Here is a 20,461-nt window from a genome sequence, read left to right as displayed (position 1 = left end):
AGCTCCGCGCATGGACGCTGACGAGATCGCCGCCGGTCGGGCCCGCTGGCAGGCCCGCTACGACGCCGCCCGCAAGCGCGACGCGGACTTCACCACGCTGTCCGGAATGCCGGTCGAGCCGGTGTACGGCCCGCCGGAGGACACCGCGTACCCCGGGTTCGAGCGGATCGGCTGGCCGGGCGAGTTCCCGTACACCAGGGGCCTGTATCCGACCGGCTACCGCGGGCGGACCTGGACCATCAGGCAGTTCGCCGGCTTCGGCAACGCCCGGCAGACCAACGAGCGCTACAAGATGATCCTCGGCGCGGGCGGCGGCGGTCTCTCCGTGGCCTTCGACATGCCGACGCTGATGGGCCGCGACTCCGACGACCCGCAGTCCCTCGGCGAGGTCGGCCACTGTGGTGTCGCTGTGGACTCGGCCGCCGACATGGAGGTGCTGTTCGACGGCATCGACCTGGCGGGCGTGACCACCTCGATGACCATCTCCGGCCCGGCCGTGCCGGTCTTCTGCATGTACCTGGTCGCCGCCGAACGGCAGGGCGCCGACCTGTCCACGCTGGACGGAACACTCCAGACGGACATCTTCAAGGAGTACATCGCGCAGAAGGAGTGGCTGTTCGACCCCGAGCCGCACCTGCGCCTCATCGGCGACCTGATGGAGTACTGCGCCCGGGAGATCCCGCGGTACAAGCCGCTGTCCGTCTCCGGCTACCACATCCGCGAGGCCGGCTCGACCGCCGCGCAGGAGCTGGCGTACACGCTGGCCGACGGATTCGGGTACGTCGAGCTGGGCCTGTCGCGCGGCCTGGACGTGAACACCTTCGCCCCCGGCCTGAGCTTCTTCTTCGACTCCCACGTGGACTTCTTCGAGGAGATCGCCAAGTTCCGCGCCGCGCGCCGGATCTGGGCCCGCTGGCTGCGCGACGTGTACGGCGCCACCAGCGAGAAGGCCCAGTGGCTGCGGTTCCACACGCAGACCGCCGGGGTGTCGCTGACCGCTCAGCAGCCGGTGAACAACGTGGTACGCACCGCCGTGGAGGCCCTGGCCGCGGTGCTCGGCGGCACCAACTCGCTGCACACCAACGCCCTCGACGAGACGCTCGCCCTGCCCACCGACGAGTCGGCCGAGATCGCCCTGCGTACCCAGCAGGTGCTGATGGAGGAGACCGGGGTGACGAACGTGGCCGACCCGCTCGGCGGCTCCTGGTACGTCGAGGCGCTCACCGACCGGATCGAGGCCGAGGCGGAGGAGATCTTCGCCCGGATCAAGCAGCTCGGCGGCGAGGGTCCGCACACCATCGGCCCGATGACCTCCGGCATCCTGCGCGGCATCGAGGACGGCTGGTTCACCGGGCACATCGCCGAGTCGGCGTTCGTCTACCAGCAGGCGCTGGAGAAGGGCGACAAGCGGATCGTCGGCGTCAACTGCCACACCGGCACCGTCGCCAAGGACCTGGAGATCCTGCGCATCTCGCACGAGGTGGAGCTGGAGCAGCGCCGGGTGCTGACCGAGCGCAAGTCGGCCCGCGACGACGCCGCGGTCACCGCCGCCGTCGCGCGAATGGTCGAGGTGGCGAGGACCGGCGAGAACATGATCCCCGCCATGCTCGACGCGGTCCGCGCCGAGGCCACCCTCGGCGAGATCTGCGACGCGCTGCGCGCCGAGTGGGGCGTCTACCGAGAGCCCGCCCGCTTCTGACCCGCTGCTCTGCAAGGAAGGGCCCCTTCTTAACAGCTGCTGTTAAGAAGGGGCCCTTCCTCTACCGGAGGCGTTAACAGGGGGCCCTTCCTTGCGGGCGGGCTGAGCTGGGGGAGAGTGGTGACTGTCGCCGTCGCGGCTGGTCGGAGATCCGTCGCGTACGTGCGAGACTAGACAACCATGAGCGACCCACGGATCACCTCGTCGATCTTCACCCGCGGCGCGGTCGACCTCAGCGCGCTGCGCACCCCCGCACCGGCCGACACCGCCTCCGCCACACCGTCCCAGGGCGCTGGGCCGACCGGGCTGCCGGGCAGCCCCGCCGGTTCCGCCGCCGTGATCGACGTGACCGAGGCGAACATCCAGTCCGAGGTGCTCGAACGCTCGCTCACCACACCGGTGGTGGTCTTCTTCGGCGCCGCCGGCTACCCGGAGAGCGACCAGTTCGCCCCGGTGCTGGAGCGGCTGGCCGCCGAGGGCGGCGGAGCGTGGCTGCTGGCCCGGGTCGACGTACAGCAGCAGCCGCGGCTCGCGCAGATGTTCCAGCTCCAGACGCTGCCCACCACGTACGCCATCGTCGGCGGCCGTCCGATCGACGCCTTCCCCGGCCCGGTGCCGGAGTCGCAGTTGCGACAGTGGCTCCAGGCGGTCCTCAAGGCCGGTGGCGTCACAGTCGCCGAGCCGGAGGACCCGCGCCTCGACGCCGCCGACGACGCGCTGATGAGCGGTGACCTCGACGCGGCCGAGGCGGCGTACCGGAAGATCCTGGCCGAGTCGCCGGCGGACGCGGCTGCGGAGGCGGGCCTGGCGCAGGTCGGGCTGGCCCGCCGGGTGGCAGGCGCCGACCCGCAGGGCGCGCTCGACGCCGCGTCCGCCGCCCCCGACGACGTCGACGCCCAGCTGCTGGCCGCCGACATCGAGGTGCTCAGCGGCCTCGCCGACGAGGCGTACAAGCGGCTGGTCGGCCTGGTCCGGCGCACCGCCGGGGACGACCGGGACCGGGTACGCCAGCACCTGCTCGGCCTGTTCACCATCGCCGGCCCGGACGACCCCGCCGTGGCCTCCGCCCGACGCGCCCTGGCCAGCGCGCTGTTCTGAGTCAACCCGCGCGGGCCGGCGCACCGCCGGCCCGCCCGACCGCCGAGGACGGGAGCCCATGATGCGCCGGATCGCCGTCCTCGACGCGCCGACGAACCTCGGACTGCGCCCGCCCACCGCGAGCTCCGTCCCCGGGTGCGGCAAGGCGCCTGGTGCGCTGCGCGACCACGGCCTGCTCGCGCGGCTGCGGGCCCGCGACGCCGGCTGCCTCACCCCGCCCCGGTACGACCCGGGCGACTGGCGGCCCGGCGACGGCGTCTGCCACGCGCCGGAGATCTCCGCGTACTCGGTGGCGCTCGCCGACCGGATCGGCGCGATCATCGACCGGGGCGAGTTCCCGCTGGTGCTCGGCGGCGACTGCTCGGTGCTGCTCGGCTCGGCGCTGGCCATGCACCGCCTCGGCGAGGCGGTCGGCGGGCGGATCGGGCTGGTCTTCGTCGACGGCCACTCCGACTTCCGGCACCCCGGCAACGCCTCCTACGTCGGCGCCGCCGCCGGGGAGGACCTGGCCCTGGTGACCGGCCGTGGACAGCCCGACCTGGCCGCGATCGAGGGCCGCAGGCCGTACTTCCGGGACATCGACGTGGTGGTGCTCGGCATCCGCGCGCAGGACGAGTACCGGCTCGACCTCCAGGCCGCCGGCATCACCACCCGGCCGGTGCCGGCGCTGCGCGCCGAGGGTGCCGCCCGTACCGCCCAGTGGGCGCACGAGCAGCTCGTCGACTGCGCCGGCTACTGGGTGCACATCGACGTGGATGTGCTCGACCCGGCGGTGATGCCCGCCGTGGACGCGCCCGACCCGGGCGGCATCGCCTTCGCCGAGCTGGAGATCCTGCTCGCCGGGCTGGTCGACACCCCGCACTGCCTCGGCGTCGAGCTGACAGTCTTCGACCCCGACTACGACCCGGACGGGGCGTACGCGGCCGAGATCGTGAACACAGTGGTGGCCGGGCTCGCCCCGGTCGTCGCGCCGGGCGCCGTGCCGCCCCGGCTGCTGCCGGCCGGGCCTGTCGCACCGGCGCCCCGCGCCGCCGACAGCCGGCCGGAGCCCGAGCCGCTGCCCGCCCCGGCGGCCGTACCGGCGCCGGCGGTCGCGGTGGAGCCGATCGGCCCCGACCCGACCGTCGGCGACGACCTCGGCGACGACCCGCTGGGGCCCGGCCTGCTGCGCCGCGCCCCCGCCGGAGACGAGCCGGACCCGGCCCGCTCCGGCATCGACATCGCCTGACCGGTACGCCTCAGCTCGCGGCCAGGCCGCGCAGGAACTTCTCGGCGATCGGCGCCGCCACCTTCGAGCCCGCCCCGCCCTGCTCGACGAAGACGGCGAAGGCCACGTCGCCCTGCCAGCCGACGAACCAGGCGTGCGTGTGCGCCGGATTGTTGTCGTACTCCGCGGTGCCGGTCTTGCCGTGCACCGGCTCGCCCGGCACGTCCGCCAGCGCGCTGCCGCTGCCCGCTGTCACCACCCCGCGCATCATCGACTTCAGCGCCGTCACCGACTCCGGCTTGAGCGCCTCGCCGGCCGGCGCGGGCTTGGCCGGCGCCGGGTCGAGCAGCAGCTTCGGCTGCTCGAACTTGCCCCGGGCCACCGCCGCCGTGGCGCTCGCCATGGCCAGCGGGCTCACCAGCGTGGTGCCCTGGCCGATCGCGGCGGCGGCCTGCTCGGTGGCCGAGCCGTTGGCGGAGATCTTGCCGGTGAACGCGTCGGTGCCCAGATCCCACGCGGCCTCCAGGCCGAGCGTACGGCCGGCCTGGGCCAGCCCGTCCGGGCCGAGCTTCGGCGCCAGCGCGGTGAACGCGGTGTTGCACGACTTGGCGAAGTCGGTGGCGAACGGCACCGGGCCCAGCTCGAAGTTGTCCGAGTTCTTGAAGACCCGGCCCTCGACTGTCGACGTCTTCGGGCAGTCCACTGTCGTCTGCGGCGTCACCGCGCCCCGGTCGAGCAGGCCGAGCGCGCTGACCATCTTGAACGTCGAGCCGGGCGGCACCTGGGCGGTGAAGGCGAGGTTGTCGCCCGCCGCACCCGGGCCGTTCGCGGCGGCCAGCACCGCGCCGTCGCTGATCCGCACGGCGACCAGGGCGGAGCGGCGGGTCTGCCCGCGCAACGCGGCGTCGGCGGCGTTCTGGGTGGCCGCGTCGATTGTCGTCTTCACCGGCTGACCGGGCTTCGGGTCGGCGCGGAACAGCTCCGTGCCGGTCGGCTCCACCTTGCCGTCCGGGGTGGTCCGCTGGGTGATCACGGTGACGCCGGGGACGCCGCGCAGCCGCTCGTCGTACCGGCCCTGGAGACCGCCGTGGCCGACCAGGTCGCCGCGCGCGTACCGGTCGGGGTGGGCCTGGAGGTCGTCGGCGGTGGCCTGGTCGACCGAGCCGAGCAGCGCCCGGGCGAACTCGCGGGTCGGCGCCAGCATGAGCTGCTCCGAGACGAACCGGGTGCCGGGCAGGTCGTAGATGCGCGGCTTGATCTGCCGGTACGCCTCGTCGCGCAACGTCACCACCTCGACCAGGCCGTCCGGCTTGGCCTCCTTGAGCCGCTTCGGCAGGTCGCCCAGGTCGACCGGCGGGGTGAGCGCGGGCCGGATCGCCTTGAACGCGGCGTCCAGCTTCCGGACCATGCCGGGGACGTCGTCGACCTCGCCGGGAACGAGCTGCACCCGGACCACCGGGCGTGGCGCGACGATCGGCTGACCGGCCGCGTCCAGCACACCGGCGCGCTGCGCCGGCTCCCGCCGCAGCGCGATCTTGTCACCGCTCTCCAGCTTCTCGTGCACCACCGACGGCTCCCAGATCACCTGCCACCGGTCGTCGCCGCCGCGCTTGAGGCGTACCGGATTCTCGTAGGCCCAGGTGCCGCCGCCGGGCAGCGCCCAGCTCACCTTGACCCGGGCGGTGGCGACGTCACCCTTGGTGGTGATGTCGCCGGTGCGGGCCAGCTCCGGCGGGTCGGCCGCGAGCGCGCCGGCGAGTGCCTGGATCTGCTTGGTCACCTCACCGGCGGGCAGCCGCCCGCCGGTCGGCTCGACGAAGCCGACCGCCTGGAGGTCACCGGAGCGCCAGCCGCCGAGGAACGCCTCGACGGCTGTCTCCGGGCCGTCGTCCCCGGAGCATCCGGTCAGCGCGCCGGCCGTGACCAGGACGGCGGTCAGCGCCGCGAGGGCGCGGTGACGGGTGTGACGGCGGGGGCGGACGGGGTACGACACGGGCATGAAGCAGTCCCTCCGGTGCTCAACTGCCCTGCACGCTAGTACGGCCCGGCGTTCCCCACCGCCCCGCCACGGCCTCCGGCAGCGCCAGAAGCGGCGTGTGGCAGTGTGATGAACATCGCCAGTCGGGGTACTCCGCGAGCGGCCGACCACGGACCCGCAACGGGTGAAAGGACAGAGTCCCGATCCGGACGTCCGGCCAGTGGTCCGCCGCGGGAGGTACCGCGCGGTAGGGCCTAGGCTGGGCGGCAGAGTGACCCACAACGCGGTGGGTCGAGGGGAGTGGCACCGATGGACCGGCGTCCGGCGATCAAACCGGGACCCGACCTCCGGCAGGCTGACACCGGCCGGGACGACGACAGCTTCGATTCGGCGACCGACGGAGACGGTTTCAGCCGTCTCGACACAGGAGTGACCGGGATGACCGGTTCCAGCATCGACACCCTCTACGACCTGGGCCTGCCTGCGCAGGCACTGGCCGACGAGTCGGAGGACGCCGAGCTGGACGAGCCCGTTCCCAACGCGGAGCGGCTGGTCGCCCAGGCGGTCGCGCTGGCAGGCGACGACCACGACGCGGCCACACTCGTGGACCGCTTCTGGCGGTTCGCGCCGGACGAGGAGCTGATCGGCTTCACCGCCGAGGAGATGCTGGAGGCGGCCCGGGCCCACCGGGACCTGGCCCAGCAGCGGGTGCCGGGCGAGCTGAAGCTCCGCATCCACGAGCCGGACGCCGAGCAGCACCACACGGTCGTGGAGATCGTCACCGACGACATGCCGTTCCTGGTCGACTCGGTGACCGCCCTGCTGAACTCCCGCCACCTGGACGTGCACCTGCTCGTGCACCCGCTGGTCGTGGTGCGGCGCGAGCCGCTGGGCCGGCTCACCGAGGTGTCGGCGGACGTGGAGCCGGACGACGCGATCGCCGGTGACCTGGTCGAGAGCTGGATGCGGATCGAGATCGACCCGGTCCGCGACCCGGCCGAGCGGGAGACGTTGCGGCGCGAGTTGCAGCGGGTGCTCACCGACGTGCGCGAGGCGGTCGAGGACTGGCCGAAGATGCGGCAGCGGGCCCTCGCGCTCGCCGACGAGCTGGCCGCCGCCCGGACGTCGGACAACCGCCCGCCGGTGCCGGAGAAGGACATCACCGACTCGGTGGAGCTGCTGCGCTGGCTGGCGCACGACCACTTCACGTTCCTCGGCTACCGGGAGTACCGGCTGGTCGACACCGACGGCGCGCGCGGCGGGCAGGCCCTGGAGGCGGTGCTCGGCACCGGGCTGGGCATCCTGCGCTCCGACTCGCCGGAGGCCCGGTCGCTGAACTCGATGACGCCCGAGGCGCACGAGAAGGTGCTGGAGAAGCGCCTGCTCATCATCACCAAGGCCAACTCGCGTGCCACAGTGCACCGCTCGGCGTACCTCGACTACATCGGCTTCAAGATCTTCAACGAGGCCGGTGAGGTGGTCGGGGAGCGGCGCTTCCTGGGCCTGTTCTCCACCGCCGCGTACCGGACCAGCGTGCAGGAGTTGCCCGTGGTCCGGCGCAAGGTCGCCGAGGTGCTCGACCGCTCGGGCCTGAGCCTGCGCAGCCACTCCGGCAAGGACCTGTTGCAGATCCTGGAGACCTACCCGCGCGACGAGCTGTTCCAGATCAAGACCGACGACCTCTACCACGCGGTGATCGGCGTGCTGCGGATGGCGGGTCGCCGGCAGCTGCGGGTGTTCCTGCGCCGCGACGCGTACGGCCGGTTCATCTCCTGCCTGATCTACCTGCCGCGGGACCGGTTCACCACACAGAACCGGCTGCGCATGCAGGACATCCTGCTGCGTGAGCTGAACGGCGTCGGCGTCGACTACACCACGCGGGTGACCGAGTCGATGCTGGCCCGGGTGCACTTCATCGTGCGTACCGACCCGAACAACCCGCCCGGAGACATCGACGCCGACCTGCTCGCCGAGGAGCTGGCCGACGCGACCCGGCTGTGGGACGACGACTACCGGCTGGTGCTGGAACGCAAGCTCGGTGACGAGCAGGCCAAGCACCTGTTCGCCCGGTACGCCGACGCGTTCCCGGAGGGCTACAAGGACGGGCACACGCCGTACGAGGCGATGAAGGATCTGGCGAAGCTGGAGCTGCTGGAGGAGCCCGGCCAGCTGGAGATGCACCTGTTCCGCAAGCAGGCGCCGCCGCGTCCGTACGCGGCCCGCGCCGCCGACGCCGACGAGGCGATGGACGTGCGGTTCAAGGTCTACCGGTACGGCGAGCCGATGATGCTCTCCGCCGTGCTGCCGGTGCTGCACTCGCTCGGCGTGAAGGTGGTCGACGAGCACCCGTACGAGGTGGAGCGCGTCGACGGCCGGATCTGGCTCTACGACTTCGGTCTGGAGCTGCCCGAGCGGCACCAGGACCTGGCCGAGGTGCGTCCGCACGTGGAGAACGCCTTCGCCGCCGCCTGGCGGGGCGAGGCCGAGGTGGACGGCTTCAACGAGCTGGTGCTCCGGGCCGGGCTCACCTGGCGGCAGGTCGTCGTGCTGCGCGCGTACGCGAAGTACCTGCGGCAGGCCGGCACCGTGTTCTCCCAGGAGTACATGGAGCAGACGTTCATCGCGTACCCGCAGATCGCCGAACTGCTGGTGAAGCTGTTCGAGACCCGGTTCGCCCCGGGCGCCACCACGCTCGACGAGCGGCGGCAGCGCAGCGGCGAACTGGTCGACGCGATCGGCGAGGCGCTGGACGAGGTGGCCAGCCTCGACCAGGACCGCATCCTGCGGTCGTACCTGACGTTGATCCAGGCCACGCTGCGTACCAGCTTCTACCAGAAGCCGGTGGGCGGGCGGCCCAAGGCGTACGTGGCGTTCAAGCTGGACCCGCAGGCCATCCCGGACCTGCCGGCGCCGCGACCCAAGTTCGAGATCTTCGTCTACTCGCCCCGGTTCGAGGGCGTGCACCTGCGCTACGGGCCGGTGGCCCGCGGCGGCCTGCGCTGGTCCGACCGGCGTGAGGACTTCCGGACCGAGGTGCTCGGCCTGGTCAAGGCGCAGATGGTGAAGAACGCCGTGATCGTGCCGGTCGGCGCCAAGGGCGGCTTCGTGCTCAAGCAGAAGCCGGGTGACCGGGACGAGGCGGTGATCTGCTACAAGGAGTTCATCTCCGCGCTGCTCGACGTCACCGACAACATCGTCAGCGGCGAGATCGTGCCGCCCGAGGACGTGGTGCGGCACGACGGCGACGACCCGTACCTGGTGGTGGCCGCCGACAAGGGCACGGCGACGTTCTCCGACATCGCCAACGAGATCTCCGAGGCGCACAGCTTCTGGCTGGGCGACGCGTTCGCCTCCGGCGGCTCGGCCGGCTACGACCACAAGAAGATGGGCATCACCGCCCGGGGCGCCTGGGAGTCGGTCAAGCGGCATTTCCGGGAGCTGGGGCACGACACCCAGACGCAGGACTTCACTGTGGTCGGCGTCGGCGACATGTCCGGCGACGTGTTCGGCAACGGGATGCTGCTGTCGCAGCACATCCGGCTGGTGGCCGCGTTCGACCACAGGCACATCTTCCTGGACCCGGATCCGGACTCGGCCCGGTCCTTCCAGGAGCGCAAGCGGCTGTTCGACATGCCCCGCTCGTCGTGGGAGGACTACGACCGCGAGCTGATCTCCGAAGGCGGCGGCGTCCACCCGCGTACGGCGAAGTCGGTGCCGGTATCGCCGCAGGTCCGCGCGGTGCTCGGCCTCGACGAGGACGTCACGCAGCTCAGCCCGCAGGAGCTGATGAAGGCGATCCTCACCGCGCCGGTCGACCTGTTCTGGAACGGCGGCATCGGCACCTACGTCAAGGCGTCCAGCCAGACCAACGCCGAGGTGGGGGACAAGTCCAACGACGCCATCCGGGTGGACGGCAAGGGCCTGCGCTGCCGGGTGGTCGGCGAGGGCGGCAACCTGGGCTTCACCCAGCAGGGCCGGATCGAGTACGCCTCGACCGGCGGCCGCATCTACACCGACTTCATCGACAACGCGGCCGGTGTGGACTGCTCCGACCACGAGGTCAACATCAAGATCCTGCTCAACACGGCCGTCGCCGACGGTGAGCTGGACCGGCCGGAGCGCGACGAGCTGCTGGCCCAGATGACCGACGAGGTCGCCGAGCTGGTGCTGCGGGACAACTACGACCAGGCACGGGCGCTCAACAACGCCCAGGCCCAGGCCGCCTCGCTGCTCCCGGTGCACCGGCGGATGATCAACGAGTTGGAGCGGTCCGGCGCGCTGAACCGGGCGCTGGAGGCGCTGCCGTCGGACGAGGAACTGGCGGTCCGCACCGAGAGCGGCCTGACCGCTCCGGAGTTCGCGGTGCTGCTCGCGTACGTCAAGATCGTGCTGGAGCGCGAGATCGTCGGCGAGGGCCTGGCGGACGAGGAGTGGACGACCGACGTCCTGGTCAACTACTTCCCGACGCCGCTGCGGCAGCGCTTCGCCGAGCGGATGGGCCGGCACCGGCTGCGCCGGGACATCGTCACCACCGTCCTCGTCAACGAGGCGATCAACCGGGGCGGCATCTCGTTCGTCTTCCGGGTGGTCGAGGAGACGGCGGCGTCCGCGGCGGACGTGCTCCGGGCGTACGTGGTGGTCCGCGAGGTGTTCGGCCTGCGCGACCTGTGGGACGCGGTCGAGGCGCTGGACAACAAGGTCTCGCCCGAGTTGCAGACGGCCGTCTACCTGGACACCCGGCGGCTGCTCGACCGCGCGGTGCGCTGGCTGGTCACCAACCGGAGGTCACCGATCGACGTGCCGGCGGAGATCGCCCGGCTGCGCGACGGTGTGGCCCGGCTCCTGCCGGACCTGGAGAACCGGTTCTGGGGCACCGAGCGGGAGGCCATCGCGGCGCACATCGAGTCGCTGGTCGAGCGCGGGCTGCCGCGTGACCTGGCCGAGCAGGCGACCCGCCTGATGTACAGCTTCGGCCTGCTGGACATCGTGGAGACGGCGCAGGGCACCGGGCGGGACGTGAGCGAGGTGGCCTCGGTCTACTTCGTGCTCTCCGACCGGTTCCGGGTCGACGCGCTGCTGTCGAAGATCTCCCTGCTGCCCCGCGAGGACCGGTGGCAGACGCTGGCCCGGATGGCGCTGCGCTACGACCTGTACGCCGCGCTCGCCGCGCTCACCGCCGAGGTGCTCGGGTCCACGCCGGAGGACGTGCCGCCGGTGGAGCGGGTGCAGGAGTGGGAGCAGGCGAACGCCACCTCGATCCACCGGGCGCACCGGGCGATGGGGGAGTTCGACGAGTCCCGCGCCGACCTGTCCGCGCTGTCGGTGCTGCTGCGCCAGATCCGTACCCTGGTCCGGACCTCGGCGGCGGCCTGACCGCTGACGCACGAGTGGCCCGGTGGTCGGTTCCCCGACCACCGGGCCACTGCCGTTGCCGCCCTCAGCTGGTCATCGGGGCGTAGACGACGATGTTGTTCAGGTAGCTCCCGGCCGTCTTGTCGAACACCCCGCCGCAGGTCACCACGCGCAGGGCCGGGACGTCCGACGGACCGTAGACCTGCGCGGCGGGAAAGGCGGTCTTCGGGTACGACGCGACCTCCCGCACGGTGAACGTGGCGGACGAGCCGTCCTGCCGGGCGACCACTATCGTGTCGCCCGCCACCAGCGCGCCGAGGTTGAAGAACACCGCCGGGCCGAGCTGGGCGGAGTCGACGTGACCGACGATCACCGCGTTGCCGGCCTCGCCCGGGCTGGCGCCGGGGGAGTACCAGCCGGCGTTCATGGCCTGGCCCAGCGGGGGCACCTGGACCGTGCCGTCCGGGTTCGTGCCGAGCGACATGATCGGCGCCTGCACCCCGATGCGGGGGATCGAGATGGTGACCGGCGCCGACCGGGGAAGTGGAGCCGGGGCGGCGCCCGTCGTGTCCGGGGTGCCCGGGACGGCTGCGGCGCCCGGGGTGGCGCCGGGTGCGCCGGTCAGTGGGCCCGGCGTCGCCGGGCCGCCCCCGGCGGCGTCCGCTGCCGGCTGGCCGGTGCCGTCCGGTGTGGACTGGCCGGTGGTGCCCGGTGCCGCCTGCGAGATCGGCTGCGGTGGGGACGGTGGCGGGACGGTCCGGACGGACGCGCCGATCAGACCGGCCCCGGCCATGGCGAGCAGGACGACGACGGCCGCGCCGGCGGCACGCCACGGACTTCCGTGACGGCCGCCGGCCCGGGTCGTCGTCCGGTCAGACCAGGCCACCGGCCCGCCGCCGACGCAGCAGCACCAGGCCGCCCAGCGCCGCGGCGCCGATCATGCCCGCGCCGCCGGTGGCGAGGTTGCGGTCCACGCCGGTGGTCGTCATGCCACCGTCGCCGCCGTCGACCCCACCGCGCGGCAGGACCACCAGCTCGCCCTCACCGCAGGTGCCCCGCAGCTCGTACCGGCCCGGCCGGGCGTCGTGCGACACGGTGGCCTCGCCGTAGTAGACGAAGTCCTTCCCGTGCTCCCACTCGTCCTTGCCGTAGTCGCGCTCGGCGTCCTTGCCGTAGTCGCCCTTGTCCTCCTGCCAGGCGCCTCCGCTCGCCTGCCAGTCGTCCTTGCCGCCCTGCCAGTCGTCCTTGCCGTCCTGCCAGGAGCCGTGCTCGTCCTTGCCGTCCTTGCCCTTGTCGTCCGGCCGGCCGCCACGGTCGTCCTTGCCGTGCTCGTCCTTGGCGTCCTTGCCGTACCGGTCCTTGCCGTCGGGGCCGTGCTCGTCCTTGGTCCAGTCCGGCGCGCCCGCCTTCTCCTTCTCCCAGCCCGGCTCGGCGTCCTGGCCGTACTCGTCGTGCCCCTGCCAGTCGCCCGGGTCGACGGCCGCGCCGGCGCCCGCGCCACCCGGCTGCGGCTGCCCTTCCGGCTGGCCGGCGGGCGGCTGGGGCTGGTTCGCCGGAGGCTGCGGCATGCCGTCGCCACCCGGCCCGTTCCCGCCCGGCCCGTCGCCACCCGGGCCGTTGCCACCGGGGCCGTTCCCACCCGGACCGCTGCCGCCGGGGCCGTTGCCGTCCGGGCCGTGCCCCTCCCCGCCCGGCTCGCCGCGGCCGTCCGGGCCCTTGCCGTGCTCGTCCTTGCCGTCGGGGCCCTTGCCGTGCTCGTCCTTGCCGTGGTCGTCCTTGCCGTCCGGGCCCTTGTCGTCCCAGCCCCAGTCCTGGTCGCCGCCCCAGTCGCCGCCGCGGTCGGCCCAGTCGCCGTGCTCGCCGTCGCGGGCCGGGTGCAGGTCGACCTTGCCGGTCACCTTCGACCAGACGGTGGCGTGCTTCTGCGGCTCGGAGCAGATCGCGAGCAGCTCGACGGTGTCCCCCGCCTTCACCACGTGGGGCTTGGCGATGACCTTGCCCTCGTCGTGCCCGCCCGCGTAGGCCATTCCCGGGGTGAACGCGAGAAGGCCGGCTCCGCCGAGGGCGGCGCCCGCGACCACCTTCCCGAGCATCTTCTTAGCCATGACCAGCGTCTCCATCCCTGTTCGTCCTGAGCCCGACGTCAGTCGAGCTAAGGCTGACGTTAGACCTTTTCGCGACTTATCCGGGGAAAGATTCGCTTTTAGGGATTTGCCGGTGATGTGGCCCCGGCGCGTGCTGCCCGACCGGTAGCGCCGATCAGGCTCTCCACGGCGGTCCCGCGACGCCGGTCCCACTCGTGCTGTCGGCGCCCCTCCGCGCGGTCCGCGTACCGAGTGGAACGTCATGGGTGTCTCCGGGTCGTTTTGACACCCATGACGTTCCACCCGAGCTGAGGGGCGTCGGTGGGCGGCGGGGAGTGGGGGTGTGGTGGCGCCGGGCGCCGGTAGGGTGGGCGGCAGGCGTATCGAGCCATTGCCATGGAAGCGCTCCCATGCAAGAATCGCTGCACGCGGTTCGGGGAGCCACACCGCGAGCTCAGACGTCGAGGGCAGCCGGCACCACCGGCCGACGTCCGGCTCCATCGGCCGGTCCTGCGGACCGGTCGGCACCACCACCCCCACAACGCCCGTCCGGGTCGGGCGTCCCCCGAAGAAACCCGTGGCGCGCACGGTCGTTCCCGCAGGACGACCGCCGCCGCCATTTGCGCCGGGCCGTACGCGGATCCGGTCTCGCCCAAGGAGATCAGTGGCATGAATCTGTGGAGAAGGCTGTCCGGCCGGAACCGGACGCTCGCGCTCACCGGCGCCGGCGTCCTGGTAGCCGGTGGACTGGTGACCCTCCCGGTCACCGCGGCGCAGGCCGCCACCCAGTGCAGCGTGACGTACACGACCAGCGACTGGCCCGGTGGATTCACCGGCACCGTGACCATCAAGAACATCGGTGACGCGCTCAGCTCGTGGAACCTCGGCTTCACCTTCCCGAACAGCTCGCAGCGGGTGGTGAACGGCTGGTCCGCGAGGTGGTCCCAGAGCGGCCAGAACGTCACCGCGCAGAACGAGTCGTACAACGGGTCGCTCGCCAGCGGCGCCAGCACCACCATCGGCTTCAACGGCTCCTGGAGCGGCAGCAACCCGAAGCCGACCCAGTTCACGCTCAACGGCACTGTGTGCAACGGCGGCACGCCGTCCACCAGCACGCCGCCGACGAGCACGCCGCCGACCAGCACGCCGCCCACGAGCACGCCGCCGACGTCGACCCCGCCGACCTCGACGCCGCCGACGAGCACCCCGCCGCCCGGGCAGCGGGTCGACAACCCGTACGTCGGTGTGAAGGGGTACGTGAACCCCGAGTGGAAGGCCAAGGCCGAATCGGTGTCCGGCGGCAGCCGGGTGTCGAACAACCCGACCGCGGTCTGGATCGACCGGATCGCCGCCATCAACGGCACGCCGGACAGCAGCTCCAACGGCGCGATGGGCGTCCGTGACCACCTGGACGCCGCGCTCGCCCAGGGCGCCGGCTACATCCAGTTCGTCATCTACAACCTGCCCGGCCGGGACTGCGCAGCGCTGGCCTCCAACGGCGAGCTGGGCCCGGACGAGCTGCCCCGCTACAAGGCCGAGTACATCGACCCGATCGCCGCGATCCAGGGTGACTCGAAGTACCGGAACCTGCGCATCGTCAACATCATCGAGATCGACTCGCTGCCCAACCTGGTGACCAACACCTCGGGCAACCCGGGCGGCACGGTCATGTGCGACACGGTGAAGGCCAACGGCGCGTACGTGAACGGTGTCGGCTACGCCCTGGCGAAGCTGGGCGCGATCGGCAACGTCTACAACTACATCGACGCCGCCCACCACGGCTGGATCGGCTGGGACAGCAACTTCGGCCCGGTCGCCGACCAGCTCAAGGCCGCCGCCGTCGCGTCCGGCAGCACCGTCGCCAACGTGCAGGGCTTCATCGTCAACACGGCGAACTACTCCGCCCTGAAGGAGCCGTACGTCAAGGTCACCGACTCGGTGAACGGCCAGACGGTCCGGCAGTCCAAGTGGATCGACTGGAACCAGTACGTCGACGAGCTGTCGTTCGCCCAGGCGTTCCGGCAGAAGCTGGTCTCGGTCGGCTTCGACAGCAACATCGGCATGCTGATCGACACCTCCCGTAACGGTTGGGGCGGCTCCGCCCGGCCCACCGGCCCGGGCCCCATGACCAGCGTGGACGCCTACGTCGACGGCGGCCGGGTCGACCGGCGCATTCACGCCGGCAACTGGTGCAACCAGGCCGGCGCGGGTCTCGGCGAGCGGCCGCGGGCCAACCCGGAGACCGGGATCGACGCCTACGTCTGGGTGAAGCCCCCGGGTGAGTCGGACGGCTCCAGCAAGGAGATCCCGAACAACGAGGGCAAGGGCTTCGACCGGATGTGCGACCCGACCTACACCGGTAACGCCCGCAACGGCAACAGCATGTCCGGCGCCCTGCCGGACGCGCCGATCTCCGGCGCGTGGTTCCCGGCCCAGTTCCAGCAGCTCATGCAGAACGCGTACCCGCCGCTCTCCTGAGCCGCGGTGAGGGCCACCCGCGGCGGCGGGAGTGAGGCACCGCCGCGCGGGTTCCCCGGGCCCCTGGTCGACGCCCACGTCGGCCAGGGGCCCTCGGCCGTTCCGGTGTCAGGGAACGGTGCGCTCGATCGCCGCCCGGCCCAGCTCGGCCAGGTCGCGGCGGGCCCGCTCCAGGTTCTCCGGCGTCACGTCCTGACCCCGGGCCTGCACCAGGTCCTCCGGATCCCAGGGCTGCTCGGCGCCGGTGCGGATGTCGTCCGGGGCGGCGCCGGTACCGGTGCCGGTCGCGCCGGTCCCGGCCGCGTACGGGTCACCGATGAGGTTCGGCGACCCGGTGTCCGGCACCGCGCCGTCGGGCTCGGTGAAGGTCGGGTTGTCCGGGTCGGTGCCGTCGTTGCGCAACTGGGGCACCGTGCTGTCGTCGTCCACCGCCGCGGCCACCTCGGGGGTCTCCTCCAGCGGCCGCTCGCCACCGCGGTCACGATCGGTCATGCTGCTGCCCTCCTGTCCCTTCGCGTGATCCCCGTGGCCTACCCGGTGCGGGCCGCGCCATGCGGGCGGAGGGGTCAGGACTCGTCGCGGTGCGGCTCCGGCGTCTCGGTCGGGCGCAGCCGCTGCCACAGCAGCATCAGCAGGCCGAACACCAGCATCGCCGCGCCGGCCCACAGGTTGATCCGGACGCCCTGCGCCTTGTCGATCTCGGCGGACGTGTCGAACAGCCCCATGAGGCCGACGATCAGCCCGTACACCACGAACAGGCCGCCGATGACCCGGCGGATGTCGAACAGCCGGGCCGCGGCGGAGCGTTCCTCCCGGGCGTCCTCGGTCTCGTCGACCAGCGGGTCGTGCGCCTCGCCGCCCTGGTAGTGGCGGTCCGCGTTGTCTGCCATGGCGTGCGTCCCCTCCTTCAGAAGACCGGGATGTAGAACAGGGCGGCGAGGATCACGGCGACGACGCCGAGCAGCACCGGGGAGCGGTACCAGGCGGTGTCGCCGGCCAGCGAGTCGTCGGCGAGCGTGGTGTCGCTGAGGCCGTACACCAGCCCGGTCAGCTGGTCGTCGGTCTTCGGCCGGGTCAGCGGCGTGACGATCGCGGCCACCACCGCGACCGTGGCGAAGGCCAGGCCCGCGCCCCAGAAGCTCTCCTCCAGGTCGGAGTTGAAGCTGATCACGCCGCCCTTGTAGAGCAGGTACGTGGCGGTGGCGACGACAGTGCCGGACAGCAGCGACCAGAACCCGGCCAGCGGCGTCATCCGCCGCCAGAACATGCCGATGATGAACGTGCCGAACAGCGGCGCGTTGAAGACCGAGAACAGCGCCTGGATGTAGTTCATGATGTTGCTGAACCCGGCCGCGATGAACGCGGTGCCGATGCCGATGACCACCGCGCCGACGGTGGCGATCCGGCCCACCTTCACGTAGTGCTCGTCCGGCAGGTCCCGCCGGAAGTACGCCTGCCAGATGTCGTACGTGAAGACGGTGTTGAACCCGCTGACGTTCGCCGCCATGCCGGCCATGAACGAGGCCACCAGGCCGGTGACTGCGATCCCGAGCACGCCGTTGGGCAGCAGGTCGCGCATGAGCAGCGGGATCGCGTTGTTGTAGACCAGGTCGCCCTCGTCGGCGCCCAGCCCTTTCACGGTGACCAGGGCGATCAGGCCGGGGATCACGGTGACCGCCGGGATGAGCAGCTTCGGGTACGCGGCGATGATCGGCGTACGCCGGGCGGCGCTCATGTTCCGTGCGGACAGGGCGCGCTGCACCTCGGCGAAGTTGGTGGTCCAGTAGCCGAAGGAGAGCACGAAGCCCAGGCCGAACACGATGCCCAGCCAGTGCGCGCCGAGCGGGTTGCCGGTGCTGCCGGTGCCCTCCCAGGCGTGCAGTCCGGCCTCGCCGAGTCTGGAGTCGCGGACCGCGTCCATCAGGCCGCTGACGCCGCCGACCTTGACCAGCCCGATCACCGTGATCGGCACCAGACCGGCGATGATCACGAAGAACTGGAGCACCTCGTTGTAGATCGCGCCGGAGAGCCCGCCGACGGTGATGTACGCCAGCACGATCACCGCACCGACGATGATCGCGAACCAGAGCGGCCAGCCCAGCAGCGCCTGCATGATCAGGGCCAGCGCGTAGAGGTTCACGCCCGCGATGAGCACCTGCGCGACAGCGAAGCTGATCGCGTTGAGCAGGTGGGTGGGGCGGTTGAAGCGCAGCCGCAGGTACTCGGGGACGCTGCGGACCTTGGAGCCGTAGTAGAACGGCATCATCACGATGCCGAGGAAGACCATCGCCGGCACGGCGCCGATCCAGTAGTAGTGCACCGTCATGATGCCGTACTGGGCGCCGTTGGCGGCCATGCCGATGATCTCCAGCGCGCCCAGGTTGGCCGAGACGAACGCCAGGCCGGTGACCCAGGCGGGGAGCGAGCGGCCGGAGAGGAAGAAGTCCACGCTGGTACGGATCGCGCGCCGGGCGGCGAAACCGACGCCGAGCACCGTGACGAAGTAGAGCGCCAGGATCAGATAGTCCAGGGCGTTCATGTTCAACCGCAGGCCGCCGCCGCCCATGCCCGTGCTCCCCTCGTGTGCACCGCTGCCCGCACCTACCCGGATTGCGAGGTTTCATACCTGCTGTTCGGTCCGGGTACGCGGAAGCCCCGGCCGGTCACCGGCCGGGGCTTCGTGGCGGTTTCTCAGCGGCCCAGCACGCGGTCCAGGAAGTCGCGGTAGCCGCGTACGGCCACCCGGAGCTGCTCGGTGTCGGTGGAGCCGGACTCCTGCCAGGCGCCGAGCCGGGTGCGCTGCTCCCGCAGGGCGGTGGAGAGCGCCTCGATCGCCTCCTCGACCAGCGACTCCGCCTCGCCGACCGCGGCGCGCGGGTCGTCCACGAAGCGGAGCTGCACGTCGCGCCAGCGATCCCGGAAACCCTGCGCGGCCTCCGGCGCGAACAGCGTCGCCGCGTCGGCGGGTACCGCGCCGGGCGTGGGCCGCTCCGCGCCGGACAGCGCCGCGCCGGCGGCTGCCGCGCCCGCCGCCGCGGTGGCGGTGTCGGTGTCCACCCGGTCGTGCCGCCGGTCGGCGCCGTCGGCCGCGGGGACGGCCTCGGCGTCCGGGTCGACCAGGCCGGGCTCGGCGCTGCCGTACCCGACCGCGCCGTCGGCGACCGCGTCGTCCCGGCGGACGCCGTCGACCACGCGGTCGTCCCGGGCCACGTCGTCGCCGGTTCGGTCGTCCCGGCCGTCGCCGTCGGTGTGCTCGGCGTCCCAGCGGTCGCGGTCGTGCAGGCGGTCCCCGGCCGTCGGGTCGGCCCGCTCGTCGTCCAGCGGGTCGGTACGTCCCGGCGCGCCGTCGCCCGGCGCCGCGGTGTCCTCGTCGCGCGCGTCGCGCTCGTCCTGCGGGCGACCGCCCGCCAGGGCCGAGGCGGCGACCGCGTCGCCCACCGTGGCCGCCCCGAACGCCGTCGGCAGCGGCGCCGGCTCGTGGTACGGGGCCCGCCCGTCGTCGTCGGTCCGGTCGGCCGCGTCGCGCAGCTCCCCGGCGTCGTAGGCGCGGGTCTCGTCGACCTCGGCGTCGCGCCGCTCGTCGGCGACCGCCGGGTCGTCGAAGGTGCCCCGGTCGTCCAGTGCGTCCTCGGGTACGTCGGCCCGGTCGGCGTCGCGCCGGCCGGCGTCGGTGTGCTCACCCGGCTGCGGCACCGGCACCGGTGCGGACCGGACGGCCTCGGGGTGGTCCTGCGTGACCTGCTGTTCCTCCTGGCGCATGGCGGCGGCCTCCTCAGCGGCTCGGGACGTCGTGGTCGTGGTCGGGGTGGCGCTGCTCCGGCTGCTGCGTGGACGTGGGCACCGGCTCCTCGCCGAGCAGGTCGGCGAAGAGGGCCCGGTAGTGCACGAGCGCCTGCCGGAGGTCCTCGGTGCCGGCCTCACCGCGCTCGTTGCGCTGCCGGATCTCGTGGGCGTCGCGGTAGTGGGTGAGGGTGCGGGCGTGCTCGACGGAGAGGTGGGCGATCTGGTCCGAGAAGTCCCCGGTGGGGTATCCGCGCTCGGCGATCAGGCGGCTCACCAGCTCGTCGGCCTCGCCGACGGTCTCCGCGGGGGAGTCGACAAAGCGCACCTGGAGTTCCTCCCAGGCGGCGGCGTAGCGGGCCCGGGACTCCGGGCTCAGCGGGGTCAGCTCCAGCTCGGCGTGCCGGCGCTCGCGTTCCCGCAGCTCACGCTCGGCGGCGCTGCGGCTGTCCTGCTCGGCGACGACCCGGTCGTACTCGGGGCCGAAGCGCTCGCGCAGCGCCCGGCGGCGGCTGGCGACCACGGCGACCGCGACGAGCGCGGCGATGACGGCGACGACGATGACTATGACGACTACCTGGGTGGACGACATGGCTCCTCCTTCGCACGCTGGTATTCCCTCGCGCGGGTGATCGCCAATCCCGTTGTGCCGTACTTTCCGCCCCGGCCGGGAAAAGGCGCGATGTCGCGACCGCCGTCCGGTGCCGGGCCGATGTCCGACTGAGGCCCTCCTGCCCGTCTCGGACCGTAGCGAGAGCCGAGACGGCCGGTAGTGCATCCGCCCC

At 72.4% G+C, this 20,461-nt stretch carries 13 protein-coding genes; 5 read left to right on the top strand and 8 right to left on the bottom strand.

Going from position 1 to position 20,461, the window contains the following annotated elements:
- Positions 1-10: 10 nt before the first annotated feature.
- The 3 genes from icmA to MICAU_RS25300 all read left to right on the top strand — a co-directional run bounded on the left by icmA (position 11) and on the right by MICAU_RS25300 (position 4,025).
- On the top strand, positions 11-1,699 hold the full coding sequence (icmA, locus tag MICAU_RS25310) for a coenzyme B12-dependent isobutyryl-CoA mutase large subunit (protein WP_013288195.1): 1,689 nt from the start codon (positions 11-13) through the stop codon (positions 1,697-1,699).
- Between the two features lie 180 nt (positions 1,700-1,879).
- Positions 1,880-2,797, top strand: a complete 918-nt coding sequence (locus MICAU_RS25305) for a tetratricopeptide repeat protein (protein ID WP_013288194.1) — start codon at positions 1,880-1,882, stop codon at positions 2,795-2,797.
- A 58-nt stretch (positions 2,798-2,855) separates the two neighbouring features.
- Positions 2,856-4,025, top strand: coding sequence for an arginase family protein (locus MICAU_RS25300; protein ID WP_013288193.1), 1,170 nt, complete (start codon positions 2,856-2,858; stop codon positions 4,023-4,025).
- A gap of 10 nt (positions 4,026-4,035) precedes the next feature.
- Here the strand turns inward: MICAU_RS25300 and MICAU_RS25295 are convergent, their stop codons facing one another.
- Positions 4,036-6,003 carry a penicillin-binding transpeptidase domain-containing protein gene (locus MICAU_RS25295; protein ID WP_013288192.1) on the bottom strand — a complete coding sequence of 656 codons (1,968 nt, stop codon included), beginning with the start codon at positions 6,001-6,003 and terminating at the stop codon, positions 4,036-4,038.
- Between the two features lie 288 nt (positions 6,004-6,291).
- Between MICAU_RS25295 and MICAU_RS25290 the strand changes: the two genes are divergently transcribed.
- A complete protein-coding gene (locus MICAU_RS25290) occupies positions 6,292-11,355 on the top strand; it encodes an NAD-glutamate dehydrogenase (protein WP_013288191.1) in 5,064 nt (1,687 codons plus the stop codon).
- Positions 11,356-11,419: 64 nt separating this feature from the next.
- On the opposite strand, the gene MICAU_RS25285 is transcribed toward MICAU_RS25290, so the two are convergent.
- Together MICAU_RS25285 and MICAU_RS25280 are read right to left on the bottom strand one after the other, a co-directional pair.
- On the bottom strand, positions 11,420-12,220 hold the full coding sequence (locus MICAU_RS25285) for a class F sortase (protein WP_041799107.1): 801 nt from the start codon (positions 12,218-12,220) through the stop codon (positions 11,420-11,422).
- Positions 12,207-13,439: a hypothetical protein gene (locus MICAU_RS25280; protein WP_244879672.1), complete on the bottom strand. Its 1,233-nt coding sequence runs from the start codon at positions 13,437-13,439 to the stop codon at positions 12,207-12,209. The genes MICAU_RS25285 and MICAU_RS25280 overlap by 14 nt, the downstream gene beginning before the upstream one ends.
- A gap of 648 nt (positions 13,440-14,087) precedes the next feature.
- Here MICAU_RS25280 and MICAU_RS25275 point away from each other — a divergent pair.
- Positions 14,088-15,896 (top strand): glycoside hydrolase family 6 protein, encoded by a 1,809-nt coding sequence (locus tag MICAU_RS25275; RefSeq protein WP_013288188.1) that lies wholly within the window; start codon positions 14,088-14,090, stop codon positions 15,894-15,896.
- 108 nt (positions 15,897-16,004) lie between these two features.
- Here the strand turns inward: MICAU_RS25275 and MICAU_RS25270 are convergent, their stop codons facing one another.
- The 5 genes from MICAU_RS25270 to MICAU_RS25250 all read right to left on the bottom strand — a co-directional run bounded on the left by MICAU_RS25270 (position 16,005) and on the right by MICAU_RS25250 (position 20,268).
- Entirely contained in the window at positions 16,005-16,388 is a 384-nt protein-coding gene (locus MICAU_RS25270; RefSeq protein WP_013288187.1) for a hypothetical protein, read from the bottom strand.
- 74 nt (positions 16,389-16,462) lie between these two features.
- Complete coding sequence (locus tag MICAU_RS25265) at positions 16,463-16,786, bottom strand: hypothetical protein (RefSeq protein ID WP_013288186.1); 324 nt, start codon at positions 16,784-16,786, stop codon at positions 16,463-16,465.
- A 17-nt stretch (positions 16,787-16,803) separates the two neighbouring features.
- Complete coding sequence (locus MICAU_RS25260; RefSeq protein ID WP_013288185.1) at positions 16,804-18,462, bottom strand: sodium:solute symporter family protein; 1,659 nt, start codon at positions 18,460-18,462, stop codon at positions 16,804-16,806.
- Positions 18,463-18,587: 125 nt separating this feature from the next.
- Positions 18,588-19,655, bottom strand: a complete 1,068-nt coding sequence (locus MICAU_RS25255; protein ID WP_013288184.1) for a hypothetical protein — start codon at positions 19,653-19,655, stop codon at positions 18,588-18,590.
- A gap of 13 nt (positions 19,656-19,668) precedes the next feature.
- Positions 19,669-20,268, bottom strand: a complete 600-nt coding sequence (locus tag MICAU_RS25250) for a hypothetical protein (RefSeq protein ID WP_013288183.1) — start codon at positions 20,266-20,268, stop codon at positions 19,669-19,671.
- Between the last annotated feature and the right edge of the window lie 193 nt (positions 20,269-20,461).

The organism is Micromonospora aurantiaca ATCC 27029 (assembly GCF_000145235.1).
GTDB classification, from domain to species: domain Bacteria; phylum Actinomycetota; class Actinomycetes; order Mycobacteriales; family Micromonosporaceae; genus Micromonospora; species Micromonospora aurantiaca.
Note: the sequence above shows the minus strand (reverse complement) of the source record. Positions and strands in the feature narration are given on the sequence as shown.

Excerpts from the sequence above, each read along its gene's own strand:
- icmA (WP_013288195.1), top strand. The coding sequence starts at position 11 with ATGGACGCTGACGAGATCGCCGCCGGTCGGGCCCGCTGGCAGGCCCGC.
- MICAU_RS25305 (WP_013288194.1), top strand. The coding sequence starts at position 1,880 with ATGAGCGACCCACGGATCACCTCGTCGATCTTCACCCGCGGCGCGGTC.
- MICAU_RS25300 (WP_013288193.1), top strand. The coding sequence starts at position 2,856 with ATGATGCGCCGGATCGCCGTCCTCGACGCGCCGACGAACCTCGGACTG.
- MICAU_RS25295 (WP_013288192.1), bottom strand. The coding sequence starts at position 6,003 with ATGCCCGTGTCGTACCCCGTCCGCCCCCGCCGTCACACCCGTCACCGC.
- MICAU_RS25290 (WP_013288191.1), top strand. The coding sequence starts at position 6,292 with ATGGACCGGCGTCCGGCGATCAAACCGGGACCCGACCTCCGGCAGGCT.
- MICAU_RS25280 (WP_244879672.1), bottom strand. The coding sequence starts at position 13,439 with ATGGCTAAGAAGATGCTCGGGAAGGTGGTCGCGGGCGCCGCCCTCGGC.
- MICAU_RS25275 (WP_013288188.1), top strand. The coding sequence starts at position 14,088 with ATGAATCTGTGGAGAAGGCTGTCCGGCCGGAACCGGACGCTCGCGCTC.
- MICAU_RS25270 (WP_013288187.1), bottom strand. The coding sequence starts at position 16,388 with ATGACCGATCGTGACCGCGGTGGCGAGCGGCCGCTGGAGGAGACCCCC.
- MICAU_RS25265 (WP_013288186.1), bottom strand. The coding sequence starts at position 16,786 with ATGGCAGACAACGCGGACCGCCACTACCAGGGCGGCGAGGCGCACGAC.
- MICAU_RS25260 (WP_013288185.1), bottom strand. The coding sequence starts at position 18,462 with ATGGGCGGCGGCGGCCTGCGGTTGAACATGAACGCCCTGGACTATCTG.
- MICAU_RS25255 (WP_013288184.1), bottom strand. The coding sequence starts at position 19,655 with ATGCGCCAGGAGGAACAGCAGGTCACGCAGGACCACCCCGAGGCCGTC.
- MICAU_RS25250 (WP_013288183.1), bottom strand. The coding sequence starts at position 20,268 with ATGTCGTCCACCCAGGTAGTCGTCATAGTCATCGTCGTCGCCGTCATC.